Source organism: Klebsiella sp. RHBSTW-00484 (genome assembly GCF_013705725.1).
Lineage (GTDB): Bacteria > Pseudomonadota > Gammaproteobacteria > Enterobacterales > Enterobacteriaceae > Klebsiella.
Genome location: NZ_CP055481.1, coordinates 22,489 through 44,954 on the forward strand (window position 1 = coordinate 22,489; position 22,466 = coordinate 44,954).

At 56.6% G+C, this 22,466-nt stretch carries 19 protein-coding genes; 14 read left to right on the forward strand and 5 right to left on the reverse strand.

The annotated features are described in order from the left end of the window. The first annotated feature begins 17 nt into the window (after positions 1-17). The 5 genes from HV213_RS00105 to HV213_RS00125 all read left to right on the forward strand — a co-directional run bounded on the left by HV213_RS00105 (position 18) and on the right by HV213_RS00125 (position 4,611). On the forward strand, positions 18-1,733 hold the full coding sequence (locus tag HV213_RS00105; protein WP_110275991.1) for a solute:sodium symporter family transporter: 1,716 nt from the start codon (positions 18-20) through the stop codon (positions 1,731-1,733). After that, a complete protein-coding gene (locus HV213_RS00110; RefSeq protein WP_181484340.1) occupies positions 1,730-3,223 on the forward strand; it encodes a sulfatase-like hydrolase/transferase in 1,494 nt (497 codons plus the stop codon). The genes HV213_RS00105 and HV213_RS00110 overlap by 4 nt, the downstream gene beginning before the upstream one ends. A 161-nt stretch (positions 3,224-3,384) precedes the next feature. Then, complete coding sequence (locus HV213_RS00115; protein WP_181486302.1) at positions 3,385-3,732, forward strand: YidH family protein; 348 nt, start codon at positions 3,385-3,387, stop codon at positions 3,730-3,732. Then, the gene (locus HV213_RS00120; RefSeq protein WP_181484341.1) at positions 3,722-4,084 is read left to right on the forward strand and encodes a DUF202 domain-containing protein; all 363 of its coding nucleotides are present in this window, start codon (positions 3,722-3,724) and stop codon (positions 4,082-4,084) included. Before HV213_RS00115 ends, HV213_RS00120 begins: the two co-directional genes overlap by 11 nt. Further along, complete coding sequence (locus tag HV213_RS00125; RefSeq protein ID WP_181484342.1) at positions 4,081-4,611, forward strand: radical SAM protein; 531 nt, start codon at positions 4,081-4,083, stop codon at positions 4,609-4,611. The genes HV213_RS00120 and HV213_RS00125 overlap by 4 nt, the downstream gene beginning before the upstream one ends. 55 nt (positions 4,612-4,666) lie before the next feature. Here HV213_RS00125 and dsdA read toward each other — a convergent pair whose 3' ends face one another. Both dsdA and dsdX read right to left on the reverse strand, forming a co-directional pair. After that, positions 4,667-5,995: a D-serine ammonia-lyase gene (gene dsdA, locus HV213_RS00130; RefSeq protein WP_181484343.1), complete on the reverse strand. Its 1,329-nt coding sequence runs from the start codon at positions 5,993-5,995 to the stop codon at positions 4,667-4,669. A gap of 16 nt (positions 5,996-6,011) precedes the next feature. Then, a complete protein-coding gene (gene dsdX / locus HV213_RS00135; RefSeq protein WP_110275985.1) occupies positions 6,012-7,349 on the reverse strand; it encodes a D-serine transporter DsdX in 1,338 nt (445 codons plus the stop codon). Between the two features lie 223 nt (positions 7,350-7,572). Between dsdX and dsdC the strand changes: the two genes are divergently transcribed. Beyond that, on the forward strand, positions 7,573-8,502 hold the full coding sequence (gene dsdC / locus HV213_RS00140) for a DNA-binding transcriptional regulator DsdC (protein WP_181484344.1): 930 nt from the start codon (positions 7,573-7,575) through the stop codon (positions 8,500-8,502). A gap of 115 nt (positions 8,503-8,617) precedes the next feature. Here dsdC and HV213_RS00145 read toward each other — a convergent pair whose 3' ends face one another. Then, positions 8,618-9,028 (reverse strand): GNAT family N-acetyltransferase, encoded by a 411-nt coding sequence (locus HV213_RS00145; RefSeq protein ID WP_181484345.1) that lies wholly within the window; start codon positions 9,026-9,028, stop codon positions 8,618-8,620. 441 nt (positions 9,029-9,469) lie between these two features. Between HV213_RS00145 and HV213_RS00150 the strand changes: the two genes are divergently transcribed. The 7 genes from HV213_RS00150 (at position 9,470) to HV213_RS00180 (ending at position 19,972) form a co-directional block, all read left to right on the forward strand. Beyond that, positions 9,470-10,597, forward strand: a complete 1,128-nt coding sequence (locus tag HV213_RS00150; protein ID WP_181484346.1) for an efflux RND transporter periplasmic adaptor subunit — start codon at positions 9,470-9,472, stop codon at positions 10,595-10,597. After that, positions 10,597-13,704 carry a multidrug efflux RND transporter permease subunit EefB gene (gene eefB / locus HV213_RS00155; protein WP_181484347.1) on the forward strand — a complete coding sequence of 1,036 codons (3,108 nt, stop codon included), beginning with the start codon at positions 10,597-10,599 and terminating at the stop codon, positions 13,702-13,704. Before HV213_RS00150 ends, eefB begins: the two co-directional genes overlap by 1 nt. Before the next feature lie 3 nt (positions 13,705-13,707). Continuing rightward, entirely contained in the window at positions 13,708-15,072 is a 1,365-nt protein-coding gene (locus HV213_RS00160) for an efflux transporter outer membrane subunit (RefSeq protein WP_181484348.1), read from the forward strand. Between the two features lie 50 nt (positions 15,073-15,122). Beyond that, positions 15,123-16,289: a multidrug effflux MFS transporter gene (locus HV213_RS00165; RefSeq protein WP_181484349.1), complete on the forward strand. Its 1,167-nt coding sequence runs from the start codon at positions 15,123-15,125 to the stop codon at positions 16,287-16,289. Between the two features lie 161 nt (positions 16,290-16,450). Then, positions 16,451-17,353 (forward strand): N-acetylmuramic acid 6-phosphate etherase, encoded by a 903-nt coding sequence (gene murQ / locus HV213_RS00170; protein WP_181484350.1) that lies wholly within the window; start codon positions 16,451-16,453, stop codon positions 17,351-17,353. Between the two features lie 24 nt (positions 17,354-17,377). Next, positions 17,378-18,811, forward strand: coding sequence for a PTS N-acetylmuramic acid transporter subunit IIBC (gene murP / locus HV213_RS00175; RefSeq protein WP_181484351.1), 1,434 nt, complete (start codon positions 17,378-17,380; stop codon positions 18,809-18,811). 258 nt (positions 18,812-19,069) lie between these two features. Next, a complete protein-coding gene (locus HV213_RS00180; protein ID WP_181484352.1) occupies positions 19,070-19,972 on the forward strand; it encodes a carboxylate/amino acid/amine transporter in 903 nt (300 codons plus the stop codon). Positions 19,973-19,975: 3 nt separating this feature from the next. Here HV213_RS00180 and HV213_RS00185 read toward each other — a convergent pair whose 3' ends face one another. Continuing rightward, positions 19,976-20,926 (reverse strand): Rpn family recombination-promoting nuclease/putative transposase, encoded by a 951-nt coding sequence (locus tag HV213_RS00185; RefSeq protein WP_181486303.1) that lies wholly within the window; start codon positions 20,924-20,926, stop codon positions 19,976-19,978. Between the two features lie 210 nt (positions 20,927-21,136). On the opposite strand from HV213_RS00185, the gene HV213_RS00190 reads away from it, so the two are divergent. Further along, positions 21,137-21,433: a YicS family protein gene (locus HV213_RS00190; protein WP_228288586.1), complete on the forward strand. Its 297-nt coding sequence runs from the start codon at positions 21,137-21,139 to the stop codon at positions 21,431-21,433. A gap of 22 nt (positions 21,434-21,455) precedes the next feature. On the opposite strand, the gene HV213_RS00195 is transcribed toward HV213_RS00190, so the two are convergent. After that, on the reverse strand, positions 21,456-22,397 hold the full coding sequence (locus tag HV213_RS00195) for a LacI family DNA-binding transcriptional regulator (protein WP_181486305.1): 942 nt from the start codon (positions 22,395-22,397) through the stop codon (positions 21,456-21,458). Positions 22,398-22,466 lie beyond the last annotated feature (69 nt).

Below are 22,466 nucleotides of genomic sequence, written 5' to 3' on the forward strand. Positions count from 1 at the left end.
CAAACAAGGGCTACAAGATGAATGCGATACAAATTTTGAGCTTTGTCGGTTTTACATTGCTGGTAGCTATCATTACCTGGTTGAAGGTAAGAAAAGCAGATACCGGCTCACAGCAGGGCTATTTTCTTGCCGGACGTTCGCTGAAAGCGCCGGTTATTGCCGCCTCGCTGATGTTAACCAACTTATCGACCGAACAGCTGGTGGGGTTATCCGGGCAGGCCTACAGAAGCGGCATGTCGGTGATGGGCTGGGAGGTGACCTCGGCGGTTACGCTGATCTTCCTGGCGCTGATCTTTCTGCCTCGCTACTTGCAGCGCGGCATCGCTACCATCCCGGACTTTCTCGAAGAGCGTTACGATAAAACCACTCGCATTATTATCGACTTCTGTTTCCTGATTGCTACTGGCGTCTGTTTTCTGCCTATCGTTCTCTACTCCGGGGCGCTGGCGCTTAACAGCCTGTTTCATATCGGCGACTCGCTGGGCTTAACTCAGGGTGCCGCTATCTGGTTGCTGGTGATTTTGCTGGGGCTGGCGGGGATTTTATATGCCGTTATCGGCGGGATGCGCGCGATGGCAATCGCCGATTCCATCAACGGTATCGGTCTGGTGATCGGCGGCCTGATGGTGCCGGTATTCGGGCTTATCGCCATGGGTAAGGGGAGCTTTTTACAGGGCATCGAGCAGCTAACGACGGTGCATGCGGAGAAACTCAACTCCATCGGCAGTAGCACCGATCCCTTACCCATTGGCGCGGCGTTCACCGGCCTGATTCTGGTGAACACCTTCTACTGGTGCACTAACCAGGGGATTGTGCAGCGCACGCTGGCGTCGAAAAGCCTGGCGGAAGGGCAGAAAGGGGCGTTGCTGACGGCGGTTCTGAAAATGCTCGACCCGCTGATTCTGGTGCTCCCCGGTTTAATCGCGTTCCATCTCTATCAGGATCTGCCGAGCGCGGATATGGCCTATCCGACGCTGGTCAATAAGGTGATGCCGCTCCCGTTAGTTGGGTTCTTCGGCGCAGTACTGTTTGGCGCGGTTATCAGCACCTTTAACGGTTTTTTAAACAGCGCCAGCACCCTGTTTAGCATGGGGATCTATCGACGCATCATCAACGAAAACGCCCAGCCGGATCAACTGGTGCGCGTCGGGAAAAAGTTTGGCCTCTTTATCGCCGTAATATCGGTGATTGTCGCGCCGTGGATCGCCAATGCGCCGCAGGGCCTGTATAGCTGGATGAAACAGCTTAACGGTATTTATAACGTGCCGCTGGTAACGATCATCATTATGGGTTTCTTCTTTCCGCGCATTCCGGCGTTGGCGGCTAAAGTCGCGATGGGACTCGGTATCGTCAGCTATATCACCATCAACTACCTGGTGAAGTTTGATTTCCACTTCCTCTACGTGCTGGCCTGCACCTTCTGCATCAACGTGGTGGTGATGCTGATTATCGGCTTTATCAAGCCGCGGGCGACGCCGTTTAAATTCCACGATGCTTTTGCCGTGGATATGGTGCCATGGCGGCACGTGAAGATTGCCTCGCTGGGCATCCTGTTCGCCATGGTCGGCGTTTACGCAGGACTGGCCGAGTTCGGCGGCTACGGTACCCGCTGGCTGGCGGTGAGTTGTTACTCCATCACCGCCGCAGTCGTTATCTATTTGATTTATAGCAACTGGCAGGAACGCCGCTCTGCTCCGGCTACCTATGCTACCGACGTTAAGGAAAAACCATGAGTCGCCCCAATTTCCTGTTTATTATGACCGATACTCAGGCCACCAATATGGTGGGCTGTTACAGCGATAAGCCGCTGAATACCAATAATATTGATAGTCTGGCCGCTGAAGGTATCCGCTTCAATTCCGCCTACACCTGCTCGCCGGTATGCACCCCGGCGCGTGCCGGGCTGTTTACCGGGATTTACGCCAACCAGTCCGGCCCGTGGACCAATAACGTCGCGCCGGGGAAAAACATCTCCACCATGGGGCGTTACTTCAAAGATGCGGGCTACCACACTTGCTATATCGGCAAGTGGCATCTCGACGGGCATGACTATTTCGGCACCGGCGAGTGCCCTTCTGAGTGGGATGCTGACTACTGGTTTGATGGCGCGAATTACCTCGCGGAACTGACCGAGGAAGAGATCAGCTTGTGGCGCAACGGCCTGAACTCGGTTGAAGATTTACAGCGACACGGTATCGACGAAACCTTTACCTGGGCGCACCGCATCAGCAATCGGGCGGTAGACTTCCTGCATCAACCCGCGCGCGCCGACGAGCCGTTCCTGATGGTGGTGTCCTATGACGAGCCGCACCATCCGTTTACCTGCCCGGTGGAGTATCTGGAAAAGTATCAGGACTTTTATTACGACCTCGGGCCGAAGGCTCACGACTCGCTGGCGAATAAACCCGAGCACCATCGGCTATGGTCCGAGGCTATGCCGTCCCCGGTGGGCGAAGACGGGCGCTATCACCATCCGCTCTATTTTGCCTGCAACGACTTTGTTGATGACCAGATTGGTCGGGTGATCGATGCCTTAACCCCGGAGCAGCGGGAGAATACCTGGGTGATTTACACCTCCGATCACGGTGAGATGATGGGGGCGCATAAGCTCATCAGCAAAGGCGCGGCGATGTATGACGACATCACCCGTATCCCGCTAATAATGCGCCCGCCGCAGGGGGAATCCATGCAGATCGATACGCCGGTCAGCCATATCGACCTGCTGCCGACGATGATGGCGCTGGCGGACATCGATAAGCCGGATATCCTGCCGGGGGAAAACATCCTGCAAGCCGAAACGACGCGCGGCGTGATGGTGGAATTCAACCGTTATGAGATTGAGCATGACAGCTTTGGAGGTTTTATCCCGGTGCGCTGCTGGGTGACCGATGAGTACAAACTGGTGCTCAATCTATTTACCAGTGATGAACTTTACGACAGGATTAACGATCCGGATGAGCTACATAACCTGATCGATGTCCATGAGTTCGCCGACGTTCGCTGCCGGATGCACGATGCGTTGCTGGATTATATGGATAAAATCCGCGACCCGTTCCGCAGTTATCAGTGGAGCCTGCGCCCGTGGCGGCCTGAGGCCCAGCCACGTTGGATGGGCGCTTTCCGCCCGCGCCCGCAGGATGGCTATTCCCCGGTAGTACGCGACTACGACACCGGCCTGCCGACCCAGGGCGTGAAGGTTGAGGAGAAAAAACAGAAGTTTTGACGAACTGCACCACTGCCGACAATCAGCCTGATAGCCCGACCCTAACGGGTTATCAGGCCTGAACTTTCTCTGAAATGGGGCGATTATTAATGCCTTCCGCTTTGCCTCTCAGGTAGAATCGCCGGTATTTTACGCACCCGGGTACCCATCAAGGAGTCATGATGAAAATATCCCGCCTTGGCGAAGCGCCGGACTACCGTTTCTCGCTGGCCAACGAACGTACCTTTCTGGCGTGGATCCGCACTTCGCTCGGTTTCCTCGCGGGGGGCATTGGCCTGGACCAGCTGGCGCCGGATTTTGCTACGCCGCTGATTCGCGAAATCCTCGCTCTGCTGTTGTGCCTGTTTGCCGGTGGTCTGGCTATCTACGGCTATTTGCGCTGGCTGAGCAACGAAAAGGCGATGCGGCTTAAGCAGGACCTTCCCTACACCCGCACTTTGCTGCTGATCAGTATTCTGCTGACGATTGTTATCGTGGTGGTGATGGCGTTAGTGCTCTATGCCGGATAATCGCCGGGCGCGTCGCGAAAGCGATCCGGGCCTGCAGCCGGAGCGTACGTCGCTGGCCTGGTTCCGCACGCTTTTAGGCTATGGCGCGCTGCTGGCGCTGGCGATTAAGCACCACTGGCATCAGGCGGGGCTACCGTTCTGGATCTCGCTGTGCATATTGCCGTTCGTCGCCATCATCCTCTGGCGCTATACCCGCAGCCGCAATTTGATGGACGTTGAGCAGAGTGATTTTGTTCAGCGGCAGGCGGTTCGTGACAAATTTTTGATCGCATTCGCAGTACTTTCTCTGTCATTGCTGTTTGCTATAACGCACATACGACAGGTGATTTTGTTTATTAAGGATGTGATATGACAGGATGTCAGGCCGATTACGGTGACAATCAGCACTGTGGTAACTGCAAATCTCTGGTGAGCGATATCCCGGTGCAGGAAGTGGTTATCCATCGTCAGGAGTGTGAAAACCCCGATCGTGTCTACCTTCAACTGAGCGCGAAGGGGACGGTGGCCATCAAGTTTATTCCCCATCTGCAGCCCGCCGACGCCCGGCTTTGGGGGGATTTTCTCTGCGCGGTGTTTGCTATTTGGGTCAAGGAAGATGCGAATCGCGTTGTGGTGCCGCTGTTTGAGGCCACGCTACGTGCCTGGCGCGGTGAGGCGGTGCATTATGCTAACAATCCACCGGGGCCGGCCTGCGCGGGCTGCCCCTGGCTAAGATTATGCGGCGGCGGCTGCCCGCAGCTGCGTCTGGAAGATGGCTCCAATGCGCTATGCGAGGGATACCGGCAGTTTTACAGCTGGAGCGCCCCCTACATGCGCGTCCTGCGTGATTTACTCAATCAACACCGCTCGCCGGTTGAACTGATGCATCTGCTGCGCTAAAAAAATGGCGACGAAAGAACCTCTTCGTCGCCATTCTGTTTACCCGTCGACCGGCTTAACGCCCTTTCGCCAGATACTGCGCCATCTCCTCTTCCGGCACCATGCCGCCGCCGGTTGCCCATACTAAATGGGTGGCGTTTTGCATCTGCTCAGCGGTGAACGCGTGCATCTGCTGATACGCCCGGCTGGCGCAAACCCGCTGCGGCCCGGCCATTCCCGCCAGAGCGGACGGCTCCAGACGCAGGTTTTCTTCCTGCGCCAGCCAGCCCAGCATGTCGTACATGGTCTGGTCATCTAGAGAATAAAACCCATCCAGCAGGCGTTCCATCGCCCGGCCAACGAAGCCCGACGCGCGGCCCACCGCCAGACCGTCGGCGGCAGTCAGATTATCAATCCCCAAATCCTGAACCGAAATCTCATCATGCAGGCCGGTGTAGACCCCCAGCAGCATACAAGGCGAGTGGGTCGGCTCGGCGAAGAAGCAGTGCACGTGGTCGCCGAAGGCCAGCTTCAGGCCAAACGCCACTCCGCCGGGGCCGCCGCCGACGCCGCACGGCAGGTAAACAAATAGCGGATGATCGGCATCCACGATGCGCCCTTCGCGGGCAAACTGCGCTTTTAGCCGCTCACCGGCCACGGCATAGCCGAGGAACAGGGTGCGCGAGTTCTCATCATCAATAAAGAAGCAGTTCGGGTCCGATTCGGCGGCTTTACGTCCCTGCTCGACCGCCACGCCGTAATCCTCTTCGTACTCCACCACGGTAACGCCGTGGCTGCGCAGTTTGGCTTTTTTCCACGCCCGGGCGTCGGCGGACATATGTACCGTCACCTTAAAGCCGATACGCGCGCTCATAATGCCAATCGACATCCCGAGGTTGCCGGTGGATCCAACGGCGATGCTGTACTGGCTAAAGAACTGCCTGAATTCCGGGGTCAGCAGCTTGCGGTAGTCATCAGAAATTTTTAACAAACCTGCGTTGATAGCCAACTTCTCCGCATGGGTCAGCACCTCGTAAATGCCGCCGCGGGCCTTAATCGAGCCGGAAATCGGCAGGTGGCTGTCTTTTTTCAGCAACAGATCGCCGCTAATCGGCTGGCTGAAGGCTGTTTCCAGCCGGGCTTTCATTTCCGGGATGGCTATCAGTTCGGACTCGATAATCCCGCCGGTGGTAGCGGTTTCCGGGAAGGCTTGCGCCAGATACGGCGCAAAGCGATCGAGCCTGGTGTGGGCGTCCTGAACGTCTTCAGTCGTTAAACCAACATAGGGTAAACCTTCCGCCAGCGACGTTGTTGACGGGTTAAACCAGGTGGTTTCTTTCAGGGCAATCAGCTCCTCCAGCAGAGGAAACTGTGCGATTAAAGTGGTCATGTCAGCGTTTTTCATATTACGTCCTTCGCGCTCAGATGATGAAAGAAAGCAGGAATGTGCCAGCCAGTGCAAGTAACGAGGCGATAAAGGTCGCCGTTGTATAGTACTTGAACGTCTCGTTGAGGCTTGCGCCGCAGTACTGTTTAACCAGCCAGAACAGGGAATCCGTTACGATAGTGCAGCCAATCGCGCCTGAGCCGATGGCGATAGCGATGATTTCCGGGCTCACGCCGGGATAGAGCGGCAGCATTGGTGCGACGATAGCAGTTGCGCCCATCATCGCCACAGTGGCGGAACCGACAGCGGCGTGCAGAATCAGCGCCACCAGCCAGGCCAGCAGAATCGGGTGCATGTCGAGGTTTGACAAAATCACCGCCAGCGTATCGGCCAGGCCGCTGGTTTTCAGAATGGCGTTGAAGGCCCCGCCAGCGCCGATAATCAGCAGAATATTGGCAATCGAACCGAAGCAGTTTTCCGTATGCGTCAGCAGGGTGCTCATCCCCATATCCTGGCGGATGCCCAGCACGTAGTACGCCACAAAGACGGCGATAAACATGGCGGTGATTGGGTTACCGATAAACTCCAACAGCATGTACAGCGTGCCGCCTTTGGCCATATTCAGTTCGGCAACGGTTTTTACCAGCATCAGACCGATTGGCAGCAGCACCGTAAATAGCGTGGCGCCGAGCGACGGTAGCGTCTCTTCTTTGCGCACTTCGAGGTTGGAAAACTCAGCCGGAACCGCTTTAAACGGCAGACGGTTGCCGAGCAGACGCAGGAACAAGGGGCCGCCGACCAGAGACGCCAGCAGGCCCACCAGCAGACCATAGACGATCACCGTGCCGATATCCGCGCCCAGCTTGTTGGCAACGAACAGCGCTGCCGGATGCGGAGGCACCACGCAGTGGACTGCCATCAGCGCCGTACACAGTGGGATTGCCAGCTTGAGCAGCGATGTGTTGGTCTTTTTGGCAATGGAAAACGCCAGTGGGATAAGCAGAACGACACCCACTTCAACGAATAGCGTAATCCCGCAAATCAGGCCCACCAGCACCATAATGACATCCGCTGACAGCCAGCGGCAGCGCTGGAGCGTCAGACCGATGCGTTCCGCCGCGCCGGAAACCTCCATCATCTTGCCGAGAATAGTCCCCAGCCCAATGACCGCCGCCAGGAAGCCCAGCGTGCCGCCAATCCCGCTCTCAATGGCGTTAACCATATCCAGCGGGCTCATCCCCATCATTGCGCCAACGAAAAAACTCGCCAGCAGCAGCGCCAGGAATGGGTGAAACTTCAGTTTGACGATAGTTACCACAATCAACACGATGCTGATAAGCAACGTGCTCACAACCCAGATCTGAGATTCCATACCCCACCTCGCCTGTGAATAATCTGTGGTTATTGAACAGAAAAACAGCATGCGCTGACAAACGATATAAACGACGCTTCAGATGAATCAGATTGAATCAAAAAGGTGATTTGGCTCTAAAATAGTCTAATTATTGTGTTATGAATCACTTTTATTCATCTTTAAAACGCGGTCAGGGCGAAAATTTTCTTACAATCGACGCTGAAAAGCGAAGGAGCAAGAAATGGAAATGCTAAAAGATCTGGGTAACCGGCTGCTTAACGGCTGGCAGCTGTCGAAGCTCTATACCTTTGAAGTCGCTGCCCGGCATGAGTCGTTTGCGCTGGCGGCGGAAGAACTATCGCTGACGCCGAGCGCGGTCAGCCACCGAATAAACCAGCTTGAAGAGGAGCTGGGGATCCAGCTGTTTGTGCGATCGCATCGCAAGGTGGAACTGACGCATGAAGGCAAGCGGGTGTTCTGGGCGCTGAAATCCTCGCTGGACAGCCTCAACCAGGAGATTCTGGATATTAAAAACCAGGAGCTGTCGGGGACGTTAACCGTCTATTCGCGCCCGTCCATCGCCCAGTGCTGGCTGGTTCCGGCGCTGGGTGATTTTACCCGCCGCTACCCATCGATCTCGCTCACCGTGCTGACCGGCAACGATAACGTCAATATGCAGCGTGCGGGGATCGACCTGGCGATTTACTTTGATGATGCGCCCTCATCGCAGCTCAGCCATCATTTTCTGATGGATGAGTCCATCGTGCCGGTTTGTACGGCGGATTACGCGCGCCAGCATCAGCTTCAGCAGAATCCCGATAACCTTCGTCGCTGCACGCTATTGCATGACCGTCAGGCCTGGAGCAACGATTCCGGTACCGATGAGTGGTTTAGCTGGGCGCAACAATTTGCGATTAACTTGCCGCAATCGTCGGGAATTGGCTTCGATCGTTCCGATTTAGCGGTGATTGCGGCGATGAATCACGTTGGTGTGGCAATGGGGCGTAAACGGCTAGTGCAAAAACGCCTCGATAGCGGGGAGCTGATCGCGCCGTTCGGCGACATGATGCTGAAATGCCACCAGCACTATTACGTGACGACCCTGTCGGGCCGTCAGTGGCCGAAAATCGATGCGTTTATCAACTGGTTGCAGAGTCAGGCGCAATTATGATGACCGGATTGTTTTGCTAGCCCAGACAGGCGCTGACCGGGCTACGGATTCACAGCCTTCTGCGATCGGGTAGCCCGGACAGGTGCGCAGCACCGCCTCCGGGAAAAGAGCAGGCTTATAATACTTTCGTTAAATAGTGGCGCTCCATACCCACATGCGGGAAATCCGGCAGCGACATCTGCAGCTGATAACCCAATTTCTGATAAAACGGCAGCGCCTGAAAGCTGAACGTATCCACCAGCATGTGGCTACAACCGCGCTCCCGCGCCTGGTTTTCCGCTTCCTGCATCAGCTCGCTACCCAACCCGCTGCCGCGCGAGGCTTCGCTGACCCACAAATACTTAATACACAACCAGCTACCTTTATGTTCGGCAATCAAACCACCGCGCATCACACCTGCATTATCGCGAGAATAGACTCCTAGCTCACCAAACTGCGCCGGGTCCAGAAAACGTAAATTGTATTCCCGCAGCCCCGTCAGCAGCTCCTCCTGGTCGGCGGGATTAATGCCATTAATTATCTCCATTTTTTATTTTTCACAGACCATTCACCACTCTACTTTCACAAAATATTCTTATTTTCTCCATTATTTCCTGACTAAATTTCACTCACTAAATGTTGTGTAAAAAACCTTCCCATCATTCGGCATAGACGTATAATGGGCAAAAATGAGAATGATCATTCTCAAAGTCATAAAGTATGGGGAAACCCATGAGTCATACCCTGTAGCAGGCATAACTGCTCGGGTCAGAGTCTGTAACCGCCGTCTGACACCGTACTCGCCGTTCGGGGGAACTCTCGGAAAAACCGTTTAATTCATAGCGGTAATAACCGAGTCATTTACTGCAAACAGGAATATTTATTTTCCATTTGTTATTTGTGCTTGCCCGGAGATGCATCATCGACCGGCTCATCACCCCCGCCAATAAATTTGCGGGGCGGACGTCGTTCATCCTGAGAAAATATAATGAAATACACCATCACACCCATCGCAGCAGCTGCATTATTTCTCCTTAGTGGATGCGATAACGCGCAAACTTCCGCCCCACAGCAAATGGTCCCGGAAGTCGGCGTCGTCACCCTGCAAGGCCAGCCCGTTCCGGTGGTGAGCAGCCTTACGGGCCGCACCACCGCCTCGCTAAGCGCCGAGGTCCGCCCGCAGGTCGGCGGTATCGTACAAAAACGCCTGTTTACCGAGGGCGATATGGTCAAAGCCGGACAAGCGCTGTACCAAATCGACCCGTCCAGCTATCGGGCAATATTTAACGAAGCTGCCGCGTCGCTGAAACAGGCTCAGGCGCTGGTCACCGCCGACTGCCAAAAAGCCCAACGCTACGCGGTGCTGGTGAAAGATAACGGTGTCTCCCGCCAGGATGCCGACGACGCGCTGTCGACCTGTAATCAGGACAAAGCCAGCGTGGAGTCGAAAAAGGCGGCGCTGGAGAGCGCACGCATTAACCTGAACTGGACTACTGTCACCGCGCCGATTGCCGGGCGTATCGGTATCTCCTCCGTGACGCCGGGCGCGCTGGTTTCCGCCGATCAGGATACCGCGCTGGCGACGATCCGCGGACTGGACATCATGTACGTCGATCTCACCCGATCCAGCGTCGATCTGCTGCACTTGCGCAAGCAAAGTCTGGCGAGCAACAGCGATACCCTTAACGTCACGCTGACCCTTGAAGATGGCAGTACCTACAGCGAAAAAGGTCGTCTGGCGCTGACCGAAGTGGCGGTGGATGAATCAACTGGCTCGGTTACGCTGCGCGCGGTCTTCCCTAATCCGCAGCATGTACTGCTGCCGGGAATGTTCGTTCGCGCCCGCGTCGACGAAGGCATTATGGATGATGCAATCCTTGCCCCGCAGCAGGGTATCACCCGCGATGCTAAAGGCGATGCGACCGCGCTAGTGGTCGACACCAGCAGCAAAGTTGAGCAGCGTAGCGTGGAAACAGGAGACACCTACGGTGACAAATGGCTGATCGTCAACGGCCTGAAGAGCGGCGATAAGCTGATTGTTGAAGGTACCAGCAAAGTTGCGCCGGGCCAGCAGGTGAAAGCCGTCGACGTTAAAAACGACGGAGGCAACGCCTGATGTTCTCTCGTTTCTTTGTGCGACGCCCGGTTTTCGCCTGGGTTATCGCCATTCTGATTATGCTTGCCGGGATTCTGGCGATCCGCACTCTGCCGGTTGGCCAGTACCCTGACGTCGCGCCGCCAGCGGTAAAAATCTCCGCCACCTATACCGGGGCCTCTGCGGAAACCCTGGAAAACAGCGTCACCCAGGTTATCGAACAGCAGCTTACCGGCCTGGATAACCTGCTCTACTTTACGTCTACCAGCAGCTCCGACGGCTCGGTCAGCATTACCGTGACCTTCGAGCAGGGCACCGACCCGGATACCGCGCAGGTTCAGGTACAGAACAAAGTGCAGCAGGCGGAATCGCGTTTGCCGAGCGAAGTTCAACAATCCGGCGTGACGGTAGAAAAATCGCAGAGCAGCTTCCTGCTGATCCTCTCGGTTTATGACAAAAACAACAAAGCCACCAGCTCCGATATCTCCGACTGGCTGGTGAGCAACATGCAAGACCCATTGGCGCGTATTGAAGGCGTCGGTAGCCTGCAGGTCTTTGGCGCAGAATACGCCATGCGTATCTGGATGGACCCGACCAAACTAGCCTCTTATTCGCTGATGCCTTCCGATGTGCAATCGGCGATTGAAGCGCAGAACGTGCAGGTTTCCGCCGGTAAAATCGGTGCGCTGCCCGCTTCTAACGCTCAGCAACTGACCGCCACCGTGCGCGCCCAGTCGCGCCTGCAAACTGCCGCCCAGTTCAAAGAGATTATCGTTAAGAGTCAAACCGACGGCTCGGTGGTACGCCTGAGCGATGTCGCCCGCGTCGAAATGGGCAGCGAAGATTACACCGCCTCCGCCAACCTCAACGGTCACCCGGCCGCCGGGATCGCGGTGATGATGGCCCCTGGAGCCAACGCACTGAACACCGCGACGCTGGTGAAAAGTAAGATTGCCGAATTCCAGCGTCAGATGCCGCAGGGCTACGATATCGCCTACCCGAAAGACAGCACCGAGTTCATCAAAATCTCGGTTGAGGACGTGATTCAGACGCTTTTCGAGGCCATCATCCTCGTGGTCTGCGTCATGTATCTGTTCCTGCAAAACTTCCGCGCCACGCTGATCCCGGCGGTGGCGGTTCCGGTCGTGCTGCTGGGTACCTTCGGCGTGCTGGCACTGTTCGGCTACTCCATCAATACCCTGACGCTGTTTGCGATGGTGCTGGCGATAGGCTTGCTGGTGGATGACGCCATCGTGGTGGTGGAAAACGTCGAGCGTATTATGCGCGACGAAGGGCTGCCCGCCCGCGAAGCCACTGAAAAATCGATGGGTGAAATCTCCGGCGCACTGATCGCCATTGCGCTGGTGCTCTCGGCAGTATTCCTGCCGATGGCCTTCTTCGGCGGCTCCACCGGGGTTATCTACCGCCAGTTTTCGGTGACCATTATCTCGGCGATGATGCTCTCCGTGGTGGTCGCGCTAACCTTAACCCCGGCGCTGTGCGGCGCACTGCTGAGCCATTCTAAACCGCACACCAAGGGCTTCTTCGGTGGCTTTAACCGCCTGTGGGGACGCACTGAGCAGGGCTATCAGCATCGGGTTGTCGGTGGCCTGCGCCGCTCGGCGGTGATGATGGGTGCTTTTGTCCTGATTTGCGGCGGCATGGCGCTGGCGATGTGGAAACTGCCGGGCAGCTTCCTCCCGACGGAAGATCAGGGCGAAATCATGGTCCAGTACACGCTGCCTGCCGGGGCAACGGCGGTGCGCACCGCCGAGGTTCGCCGCCAGGTCACCGACTGGTTCCTCACCAAAGAGAAAGCCAATACCGATGTGATTTTTACCGTTGACGGCTTTAGCTTTAGCGGCAGCGGACAGAATGCCGGGATGGCCTTCGTGTCGCTGAAAAACTGGTCCGAACGTAAAGGCGAAGCCAATACCGCTCAGGCTATCGCCCTGCGCGCCACCAAAGAGCTGGGCAGCATTCGCGATGCCACCCTGTTTGCCATGACCCCGCCGTCGGTGGATGGTCTGGGGCAGAGCAACGGTTTCACCTTCGAGCTGATGGCCAGCGGCGGCACCGATCGCGAGAGCCTGATGAAAATGCGCAGCCAACTGCTGGCGGCGGCCAATCAACGTTCTGAACTGCAATCGGTGCGCGCCAACGATCTGCCGCAGATGCCACAGCTGCAGGTGGATATCGATAACAACAAAGCCGTATCGCTCGGGCTGTCTTTGAGCGATGTCACCGATACCCTCTCCAGCGCCTGGGGCGGTACCTACGTCAATGACTTTATCGATCGTGGGCGCGTGAAAAAGGTCTATATCCAGGGCGAAAGCGATGCCCGTGCTGTGCCGTCCGACCTCGGCAAATGGTTCGTGCGCGGCAGCGACGATAGCATGACGCCGTTCTCTGCCTTTGCCACCACCCGTTGGCAATACGGCCCGGAAAGCCTGGTGCGCTACAACGGCTCCGCCGCCTTTGAAATTCAGGGCGAGAACGCCAGTGGTTTCAGCTCCGGCGCGGCAATGGACAAGATGGAAGCCTTAGCCAATAACCTGCCTGCCGGTACCACCTGGGCATGGAGCGGCATGTCGCTGCAGGAAAAACTCGCCAGCGGTCAGGCGATGAGCCTCTACGCCATCTCGATTCTGGTGGTCTTCCTGTGCCTGGCAGCGCTGTACGAGAGCTGGTCGGTACCGTTCTCGGTCATCATGGTTATCCCGCTCGGGCTGCTCGGCGCGGCGCTGGCGGCATGGATGCGCGGTCTGAACAACGATGTCTACTTCCAGGTGGCACTGCTGACCACCATCGGCCTGTCGTCGAAGAACGCCATTTTGATCGTCGAATTCGCCGAATCGGCGGTGGAAGAGGGGTATTCGCTATCGCGAGCCGCGATGCGCGCCGCGCAGACCCGACTGCGACCCATTGTGATGACCTCGCTGGCGTTTATCGCCGGGGTTCTGCCGCTGGCGATCGCTACCGGAGCCGGGGCTAACAGCCGTGTCGCGATCGGTACCGGGATTATCGGCGGGACACTGACGGCAACGCTGCTGGCGGTGTTCTTCGTGCCGCTGTTTTTTGTGCTGGTGAAACGCTTCTTCACCCGTCATCGCTCTTCTCAGGAGTAAGTTATGTTTCGTTTCACCTTGGTTTTTGTCGCGCTCCTGACGGCGGGCTGTGTCTCCCTCGACCCGAACTATGAGCGCCCTGCCGCACCCATTCCGACCACCCTGCCGGGCAGCCACGGCGAGGCCACCGCGGTGGTCAGCGACTGGCAGCAGGTGGTGAATGACGCCCGCCTTAAAAAAGTGGTCAGTATCGCGCTGACCAGCAACCGCGACGTGCAGAAAGCGCTGGCCGATATCGAAGCTGCCCGCGCCCAGCTTGGCGAAACGCGCGCCGCGCTGTTTCCGACTCTCGACGCTGAACTAAGCCATACCCGCAGCAAAACGGTCGCCAGCGGCCTGACGTCGTCATCGGAAGCCGACGGCGCGGTCTCCAGCTTCGAGCTGGATCTGTTTGGTAAGAATCAAAGCCTGACGCGCGCGGCGCGGGAGACCTGGCTTGCCAGCGAATTCACCGCCCAGAATACACGCCTGACGATGATTGCCGACTTGACCATCGCCTGGGTAACGCTTGCGGCGGATAACAGCAACCTGGCGCTGGCTCAGGACACCATGGCCAGCGCGGAGAACTCACGTAAAATCGTCAACCGTCAGATGGAAGTAGGCACCGCCTCGGCAAGTGACCTGAGCGATGCCGAAAGCGTTTATCAGCAGGCGCGGGCCAGCGTCGCCAGCTACCGCACGTTGGTGGCGCAGGATAAAAACGCCCTTAATCTGCTGGCCGGGGAAACCGTGCCGGATAGCCTGCTGCCCGGCACGCTGGAAAGCCTTGGCGATCGTAGTATCACCCTGATTCCGGCGGGGGTCTCTTCATCGGTCCTGCTGCGTCGTCCGGATATCCAGGAAGCAGAGCATAATCTGAAAAGCGCTAACGCTGATATTGGCGCGGCGCGGGCCAACTTCTTCCCGTCCATCTCGCTGACCGCCAGCGCCGGGGTCGGCAGTGATTCGCTCTCTTCGCTGTTCAGCCACGGCATGCAGGTGTGGTCATTCGCGCCGTCCATCAGCCTGCCGCTGTTTACCGGCGGCAGTAATCTGGCGCAGTTGCGTTATGCTGAAGCGGAGAAAAAGGGGCTCATTGCCACCTATGAGAAGACGATTCAGAGCGCCTTCAAGGATGTCGCCGACGCGCTGGCGCGGCGGGAAACGCTTAGTGAGCAGCTGGATGCGCAGAATAAATATGTCGCGGCGGAGCAGAAATCGCTGGATATTGCGATGAAGAGCTATCAGGCCGGGGTAGGGGATTATCTGTCGGTGCTGACTGCCCAGCGCACGCTGTGGTCGGCGCAGGCTACGCTTATTTCCCTCCAGCAAACGGACCTGGAAAACCGTATCACCCTCTGGCAGTCGCTGGGAGGCGGTGCCAGCTAATGCTTTTGCCGGGCGGTAACGCCCGGCATTCTGACAAGGAGCCTGTTTGTATGTCCCGAATTTCTCTTTCCTGGGTAGTGGTTCTCGGTTTACTCAGCGCCATTGGGCCCCTGTGTACCGACTTCTATCTGCCCGCGCTGCCGGAAATCACCCAGCAGCTTAACGCCACCGGTACGCAGACCCAGCTGTCGCTGACCGCAGCGCTGATTGGCCTCGGTCTGGGGCAACTGTTTTTTGGCCCGTTGAGCGACCGGATTGGCCGTAAAAAGCCGCTGGCGTTCTCGCTGCTACTGTTTATCTTCTCCTCGGCAATGTGTGCGATAACCGACGACATTCACATGTTGATCGCCTGGCGCTTTCTGCAAGGCTTCGCCGGGGCTGGCGGGTCGGTGCTGTCACGTTCCATCGCCCGCGACCGCTATCAGGGAACCTTGCTGACCCAGTTCTTCGCCCTGCTGATGACCGTGAACGGCATCGCGCCAGTGCTTTCGCCGGTGCTCGGCGGCTGGATTATCACCGCCTTTGACTGGCGTATCCTGTTCTGGGCGATGGCGGCGTTCGGCGTGGTATTACTGTTGCTCAGCCTGACTGTGCTGCACGAAACGCTGCCGGCAAAAAGCACCGCCTCGGTTACCCAGCAGCAGGACGATACTCCGGTGCTGAAAAACCGCCGCTTTATGCGCTACTGTCTGATTCAGGCCTTTATGATGGCCGGATTGTTCTCTTATATCGGTTCATCCTCGTTCGTCATTCAGAGTGAATACGCCATGAGCGCGATGCAGTTCAGCCTGTTGTTCGGCCTTAACGGCATTGGGCTGATTATCGCGGCGCTGATCTTTTCCCGCCTGGCGCAGCGATTTAGCGCAGAAGCCCTGCTGCGCGGCGGTCAACTGCTGGCGGTGACCTTTGCGGCAGTCACTCTGCTGTTTGCCTGGCTACAGCTGCCGACGTTGGCGCTGGTCGGTCTGTTCTTTACCGTCTCGATGATGAGCGGCATCAGCACCGTCGCCGGTGCGGAAGCGATGAATGCGATTAGCGCCCGCCAGTCCGGCACTGCATCGGCGCTGATGGGCACGCTGATGTTTGTGTTCGGCGGTATTGCCGCGCCGCTGTCTGGCTTGGGTGGTGAAACAATGCTGAAAATGAGCCTCGCGATGACCCTTTGCTATCTGGCCGCCCTGCTGATTGGCCTGAAAAAACCGCGCACTATTGAGTAAACTTTCCTGGCGGTAATAAAAAATTCCACTTTTATTACCGCTATATTTCCCGCTACGACTGAAATCTCTTATTATTCATTCAACATCAATCGTGATAGCCTTCACATGAAAGGAATAATTAATTCCTTATACTGCCTGCCACTGTGAATAATGAGGTTCCTATGACTATCGACCTGAGCAAACTGCTGACCGAGCGCCGCAACGCCAATAGCGCCAACATTGATACCCTCTCCACCGAAGAGATGCTGACGGTGATTAACCAGGAAGACCAGCAGGTGGCTCACGCTATCACCCCTTATCTGGCGCAGATTGCCCAGGTGGTGGATAAAGTCGCGGCGGCGCTGCAGGCTGGCGGGCGGCTGATTTATATCGGAGCGGGGACCTCCGGTCGTCTGGGGATCCTTGATGCCAGCGAATGTCCGCCAACCTTCGGCACTCGTCCGGAGCAGGTTGTCGGTATTATCGCTGGCGGCCATAAAGCGATTCTGAGCGCCGTGGAAAATGTTGAAGATAACAAAGCGCAAGGGGCGATGGACCTGGAGAACTTTAACTTTAGCAGCCGCGATGTACTGGTCGGCCTGGCCGCCAGCGGGCGCACCCCGTACGTGATTGGCGCGATGGAATATGCCCGCAGCCAGAGCGCTTTTGTCGCTATCGTTAGCTGCAACCCACATGGCGAAATGGCCCAACTGGCGGATGTTGCCATTACGCCGGTGGTCGGTCCGGAAGTCGTCACCGGTTCAAGCCGTCTGAAGGCTGGTACCGCGCAGAAGCTGGTACTGAATATGATTTCCACCGGGGCAATGATCCGCATCGGCAAGGTCTACAGCAACTTGATGGTGGACGTTGAAGCCACCAACGCCAAGCTGATTGAGCGCCAGGTTTCTATCGTCATGGAGGCCACCGAATGTGATCGCGCGACGGCGCAAAGCGCGCTGGATGCCTGCGGTCGCCACTGTAAAACGGCGATTGTGATGGTGCTGGCTGGTTTAAGCGCCACGCAAGCCCAGGCGCTGCTGGCGAAAAACGACGGCTATATCCGCAAGGCGCTGAGCCACTTCTGACCGCTGACCAACAGGTAATCTGCAATGGCAAAAATAAATAAAGAGATGATAGTGCGGATCCTCAATCACGTTGGCGGAGCCGGAAACATAGCGCAAGCGGGAAACTGTATGACCCGACTGCGCCTGACCCTGCGCGATGAGTCGCGGGCCGATAGCGCCGCCATCCGTCAAATTGAGGGCGTGATGGGTGTTATCGTTAGCGATGAGCAGTTCCAGGTGGTGCTTGGCCCCGGCAAGGCGCAAACCGCAGCGGAAATGATGAATGCGTTACTGGAAGAGGCTCCGGTGGACGCGCCGTCTCTGGCCGATGTGGCGGCAGAGAAAAAGCGGGCGCTGAAGAGTAAGCAAACCAGCGGCGTACAGAAGTTTCTCGCCAAATTCGCCACCATTTTTACTCCGCTGATCCCCGGCTTTATTGCCGTTGGGTTGCTGCTGGGCTTTGCCACTCTGGCGGAGCAGATATTTGTGCTGGAAAACGCCCATCCGAACGCCACGGTGGTGGCGCTGATTGGCTACATGAAGGTGTTCAGCAAGGGAATGTTTACCTTCCTGAGCATCCTGATCGGCTATAACGCGCAGAAGGCGTTCGGCGGCTCCGGCGTTAACGGCGCGATTATCGCCGCGCTGTTTGTTCTCGGCTATAACCCCGAGGCTACCAGCGGATTCTATTCCGGGATCACCACCTTCTTCGGCCACGGTATCGATCCGCGTGGCAATATTATCGGCGTGCTGATCGCTTCAATTATTGGCGCATGGGTAGAAAGACAGGTACGCCGGGTGATGCCCGCAAACCTCGATATGATCCTCACCTCAGCCGTAACGCTGCTGATTATGGGCGCGGTAACCTTTATCGTGATTATGCCGATCGGCGGCTGGCTGTTTACCGGAATGTCGTGGTTGTTCCTGCACCTTAACGGCAACCCGTTCGGCTCTGCGGTGCTGGCCGGTTTGTTCCTGCTGGCGGTGATGTTCGGCGTGCATCAGGGCTTTGTGCCGGTCTATTTTGCGCTGGTGGATGCACAAGGGTTTAACTCGCTGTTCCCGATTCTGGCGATGGCCGGAGCCGGGCAGGTGGGAGCAGCGCTGGCGCTGTTCTGGCGAGCGAAGCACGGTTCCATGCTGCGCACGCAAATTAAAGGGGCGATTATTCCCGGCTTCCTCGGTATCGGCGAACCGCTGATTTACGGTGTGACGCTGCCGCGCATGAAGCCGTTTATCACTGCCTGCCTCGGCGGCGCCTGCGGCGGTTTCTTCCTCGGCCTGATTGCATGGTTGGGCCTGCCGGTTGGCCTCAATACCGTGTTCGGTCCTTCCGGTCTGGTGGCGCTGCCGCTGATGACCTCCGGCAGCGGAATTTACGCCGGAATGGCAGTCTACGCCGCAGGACTGGCGGTCTCTTATCTTTGTGGATTCGCCCTGACCTGGCTGTTCGGCAGTAAAAACGTTGATTTGAGCTAAGCTGAAGGCCTGATGCGCAAGTTTTGAGCGAAACCTAACCCGCCTGATGGAGGGTTAGGTTTGCTGGTCGAGTGTATCCCGTCATCATTGCCCGGTGGCGCTGCGCTTACCGAGCCTACAAGTTCCCTTTGGTTTATTAACGCAGCAAACCCGGCCTTTAACCAGCCTACCAAATACTCCAACTACCATTTCCTGCCCCGCCGCCCGGACGCGCTCATGTTATGATGCCGCTTTTGCGATATTTCACCTGAGGGAAAGATGGGCTCCAGCAAAAAAGGGATGCTGAACGTACTAATAGCCGCCGTGCTGTGGGGTAGTTCCGGCGTCTGTGCGCAATATATTATGCAGCAAAGCCAGATGTCATCGCCGTTTCTGACCATGACGCGCCTGCTGTTCGCGGGTCTGATTCTTCTGATGCTCTCGTTCGTTCATGGCGACAAAATATTTCGCGTTCTGCAAAACCGCAAAGATGCGATTAGCCTGCTGATCTTCTCGCTGTTCGGTGCGCTCACCGTGCAGTACACCTTCCTGATGACTATCGAGAAATCCAACGCCGCCACCGCGACGGTACTGCAGTTCCTGTCGCCGACGATTATCGTCGCCTGGTTTGCTATCGCCCGAAAAACGCGCCCCAGTCCGCTGGTGCTGGCGGCTATCGGTACCTCGCTGGCGGGTACTTTCCTGCTGGTCACCCATGGCAACCCGACAACGCTGTCGATTTCCCCCGCGGCGTTGTTTTGGGGTATCGCCTCGGCGTTTGCCGCCGCCTTCTACACCACTTACCCCTCAACGCTGATTGCCCGCTACGGCACGCTGCCGATCGTCGGCTGGAGTATGCTGCTTGGCGGCGCGATGCTGCTACCGTTCTACGCCGGTCAGGACAACCATTTTGTGGTTAACGGGAGCCTGCTGCTGGCCTTTTTCTATCTGGTGGTTATCGGTACGTCGTTGACCTTCAGCCTCTACCTGAACGGCGCGCAGAAAATTGGCGGCGCAAAGGCGGGTATTCTCAGCTGCGCAGAGCCACTGAGCAGCGCCTTGCTCTCTTTGCTGCTGCTAGGCATTACGTTTACCCTCCCGGACTGGCTGGGCACCCTGTTAATTCTCTCGTCGGTGGTGCTGATCGCCATGGATTCGCGACGTAGGGTTAAAACGGCCTGACGATTATCTGGATGAGGATGCTGTGGCCTGAGTTTGCAGTATCTTCATATCGTCATCCGATAGTTGGCAAACAGCCCTTACCAGCTCGCGCTCAAACCCCTGCTCCAGACATGAACGAGCAATACGCAACGCTTCTTCTTGTCTACCCTCTTGTTTACCTTCTAACTTGCCCTCCAACTTTCCCTCTTGTCTCCCTTCCTGTCGTAGTCTTTCCGCAATGGTCATCAGTGTCTCCTTATGTTGAGGAACGCGCCGTGCGGCCTCGTGAAGAAACTCATCAAAACGAGGCGCATCTCCACACTGCAGCATGTAATTAAACAGCGCTTTCATCTGGCTGTCATTAGCGCAACCTTTAACCAACAGCTCCGCTAACTTTTCCACCAGGCCAAGTAAATCACGCTGGCGGATATGCTTTTGGATCAGTTCCAGTAGCGCTACGCGACGGTGCTGCATGATTTCGTCATCCGGCACCACGGTGATATCCACCAGCGGGAAAGCGGCGGCATAGAGCTGACGCGCGGAAGTTGCATCGGCAAACTCATCCAGCCAGCACAGCGAGAAGGGGTAGGGGCTTTTAGCGCCGTGATAGAACAGCATCGGGACCACCAGCGGCAGTGTTTTGTGCCCGGCGTCCAGATGGCGCTGCATGGCGGCTAACGCATAGCGCATCAGCCTGAACGCCATATGGGCATCCGGCGTACTCTGATGTTCAATCACCACGTAGATATAGCCATCACCATCGCTGGTTTTCAGCGACCACAGCACGTCGGAATAGCTGGCGCGTAAATCGGCTTCAATAAAGCTACCGGACTCCAGCCTGAGCGTTTGCAGATCGCACAACTGGCGCAGCGAAGCGGGCAGGTGGATCTCGATAAAGTCCCTGGCGCAATCGGGATGAGATAAAAATTGTTTAAAAACCGCATCATGCGGTGTTGAGGTCGTCCCTTTTTTCATCATGATTCGCCATCCTGGAAGCGTAATGCCGGGAATGTACCCGCTCGAATGACGGCGGGCACCCGGGATTTATCCGCTTTGCTTGCCGCTACGGAAGATAAATTTCACCCGTTGAAACGGCTTCATTTTTGCGGAAAGCCGCACGCAAAATGGCTCACTCAGGAATACGTCTATAGTTAGAGGAACGCTTTAATAAAAATAAGGATATCCATGATGAAAAGAATAAGTATTGCGCTGTCGTTGGCTATCTGGCTGGCGCTACCTGCCGTAGCAACAGCCGCACCGCTCTCCGGACTGAAGTTTGAGCAACAAAAGCAGCAGATAGTGAAGGATGTGAGGAAAAACTGCCCTGCCAGCAGTGGCCTGGCGGATACGATATTTGCCAATCGCGTGCTGGAGTCACCAGAAAATAAAGTCGCCGTGCAAAGCGCAGCGCGAGCGTTGGATAAAAACAGCGATGCCGCCTATCAGAAAGCGATTAGCGGCATTCAGTGCCCGACGCAGTAGCGCCCGCGGCGAAGCGTTGTAATCAGCGGTTCGGAATAATCAAATCCCCGCGCAGCGGGCTGCTGCCGAGCATTTGCGTTTTTTCGGTCAGCCAGCTGACGATCCGACTCGCCATTGCGTCCATTGAATATTCAATCGCCGGGATGGTCGGAATACCGGGTAGCTGTAACGAGCCCGCAAGGCTAAACACCATGACTTTTTCTGGCACCGCGCGATTGAATGCCTGGAGCTGCGGGACCACCAGCTGCGCCTGCTGCTCGTTTGCCACCAGCAATGCATTGAAATTCAGCGTGGTTGCGTTGTTTACCAACTCCTGCACCGCCACGGAAGGCGAATGGCTGTCGAGAAAGATCAGGTTGCGATTAAACGGCAGGAAACTCTTTTCCAGAGCGTGCTTGTAGCCAAGCAGCACCTGATCGGCAAAACCGCTGCCCTGCGGATGGATCAGCGCAATCTGTCGCCGCCCCTGGCTTATCAAATAGTTACAGGCTGTTTCCGCCGCAAAGGCGTGGTCAAAATGAATGCTGTTCACACCTTCGCTTTCCAGGCAGTCAATCAGCACCACGTCAGGCCGGTCGATATTCAGCGGAAACCGTGCGCCAATAATCAATACATCATCGCAAAGGCCGCAGGTCAGCTCTTCCAGTGAATGCATCACCCTGCCACGGGAATTTGCGAAACGCAGCAGCAGATGTTTCTGGTGCTGGCTGAGCTGTTTTTCCAGGGCATAGAGGTAGTTGGTGGTTTGATTAATATTGTCCTGAGCGCAAATCACGCCAATGCAACCGGTGGTTTGACTAAGCAAAGATTGCGCAATCATATTTGGCCGATAGTTAAGTTCTTCCGCCGCTTGTAACACCGCCTGTCGGCTGGCTTCCTTCACCCCGCGCGAACCACTCAACACCCGAGAGACAGTGGCTTTCGATACCCCAGCTAAGCGTGATACATCATTGATTGTAGACATCATTTTCCCCTGACAGGGCCAGTCCGATCCCTGTAAATCCCTGGACCTGAATCGCTTCAATAATAACCA

What these genes read in the sequence shown, in the direction of transcription:
- HV213_RS00105 (WP_110275991.1), top strand. Translation starts at nt 18, where the DNA reads ATGAATGCGATACAAATTTTGAGCTTTGTCGGTTTTACATTGCTGGTA.
- HV213_RS00110 (WP_181484340.1), top strand. Translation starts at nt 1,730, where the DNA reads ATGAGTCGCCCCAATTTCCTGTTTATTATGACCGATACTCAGGCCACC.
- HV213_RS00115 (WP_181486302.1), top strand. Translation starts at nt 3,385, where the DNA reads ATGAAAATATCCCGCCTTGGCGAAGCGCCGGACTACCGTTTCTCGCTG.
- HV213_RS00120 (WP_181484341.1), top strand. Translation starts at nt 3,722, where the DNA reads ATGCCGGATAATCGCCGGGCGCGTCGCGAAAGCGATCCGGGCCTGCAG.
- HV213_RS00125 (WP_181484342.1), top strand. Translation starts at nt 4,081, where the DNA reads ATGACAGGATGTCAGGCCGATTACGGTGACAATCAGCACTGTGGTAAC.
- dsdA (WP_181484343.1), bottom strand. Translation starts at nt 5,995, where the DNA reads ATGAAAAACGCTGACATGACCACTTTAATCGCACAGTTTCCTCTGCTG.
- dsdX (WP_110275985.1), bottom strand. Translation starts at nt 7,349, where the DNA reads ATGGAATCTCAGATCTGGGTTGTGAGCACGTTGCTTATCAGCATCGTG.
- dsdC (WP_181484344.1), top strand. Translation starts at nt 7,573, where the DNA reads ATGGAAATGCTAAAAGATCTGGGTAACCGGCTGCTTAACGGCTGGCAG.
- HV213_RS00145 (WP_181484345.1), bottom strand. Translation starts at nt 9,028, where the DNA reads ATGGAGATAATTAATGGCATTAATCCCGCCGACCAGGAGGAGCTGCTG.
- HV213_RS00150 (WP_181484346.1), top strand. Translation starts at nt 9,470, where the DNA reads ATGAAATACACCATCACACCCATCGCAGCAGCTGCATTATTTCTCCTT.
- eefB (WP_181484347.1), top strand. Translation starts at nt 10,597, where the DNA reads ATGTTCTCTCGTTTCTTTGTGCGACGCCCGGTTTTCGCCTGGGTTATC.
- HV213_RS00160 (WP_181484348.1), top strand. Translation starts at nt 13,708, where the DNA reads ATGTTTCGTTTCACCTTGGTTTTTGTCGCGCTCCTGACGGCGGGCTGT.
- HV213_RS00165 (WP_181484349.1), top strand. Translation starts at nt 15,123, where the DNA reads ATGTCCCGAATTTCTCTTTCCTGGGTAGTGGTTCTCGGTTTACTCAGC.
- murQ (WP_181484350.1), top strand. Translation starts at nt 16,451, where the DNA reads ATGACTATCGACCTGAGCAAACTGCTGACCGAGCGCCGCAACGCCAAT.
- murP (WP_181484351.1), top strand. Translation starts at nt 17,378, where the DNA reads ATGGCAAAAATAAATAAAGAGATGATAGTGCGGATCCTCAATCACGTT.
- HV213_RS00180 (WP_181484352.1), top strand. Translation starts at nt 19,070, where the DNA reads ATGGGCTCCAGCAAAAAAGGGATGCTGAACGTACTAATAGCCGCCGTG.
- HV213_RS00185 (WP_181486303.1), bottom strand. Translation starts at nt 20,926, where the DNA reads ATGAAAAAAGGGACGACCTCAACACCGCATGATGCGGTTTTTAAACAA.
- HV213_RS00190 (WP_228288586.1), top strand. Translation starts at nt 21,137, where the DNA reads ATGATGAAAAGAATAAGTATTGCGCTGTCGTTGGCTATCTGGCTGGCG.
- HV213_RS00195 (WP_181486305.1), bottom strand. Translation starts at nt 22,397, where the DNA reads ATGTCTACAATCAATGATGTATCACGCTTAGCTGGGGTATCGAAAGCC.